The following is a 372-nucleotide window of genomic DNA, read 5'->3' as shown; positions in this document are numbered from 1 at the left end:
GCCCCAGGCGGTCGGGTCGAGGACGGTGGCGCAGCCGGGTTCGTCGTCGACGGGTGCGGTGGAGGCGGCCGGCGCGGTGCGGTCGGGGTCGGGGTCGGGGTGGCGGTTCGGCGGGGACGGGGTCATCGGAGCCTCCGGGAGGGGTGCGGGCTCAGCCGGGCTGGCGGCAGTCGATGGCGGGCAGCTCGCGGTAGGCGGTCGGCGTGCTCTCCGGCCTCGGGTCGCTGCCCACCCGGACGCCCCACTGGAGCGACTCGTCGTTGCCGAAGTCGTGGGAGCGGGTGAGGGTGACGGACCCGGTGCCGAGCCGCACGGTCTCGGTGGCGACGGTCACGGGCGGGTTGCCCGCGCCGGAGTGGTGCTGCCAGGAGA

The 372-nt window shown here is 76.9% G+C and carries 1 protein-coding gene; it reads right to left on the bottom strand.

Annotation, left to right across the window (positions count from 1 at the left end):
• Positions 1-151: 151 nt before the first annotated feature.
• A partial coding sequence (locus VR45_RS40560) for a hypothetical protein (RefSeq protein ID WP_045944995.1) occupies positions 152-372 on the bottom strand: 221 nt, incomplete at its 5' end.

The sequence above is a fragment of the Streptomyces sp. NRRL S-495 genome (genome assembly GCF_000966955.1).
In the GTDB taxonomy this organism is placed as follows: domain Bacteria; phylum Actinomycetota; class Actinomycetes; order Streptomycetales; family Streptomycetaceae; genus Kitasatospora; species Kitasatospora purpeofusca.
The sequence above is the reverse complement of the archived record's forward strand: the minus strand, read 5'-3'. Positions and strand labels throughout refer to the sequence as shown.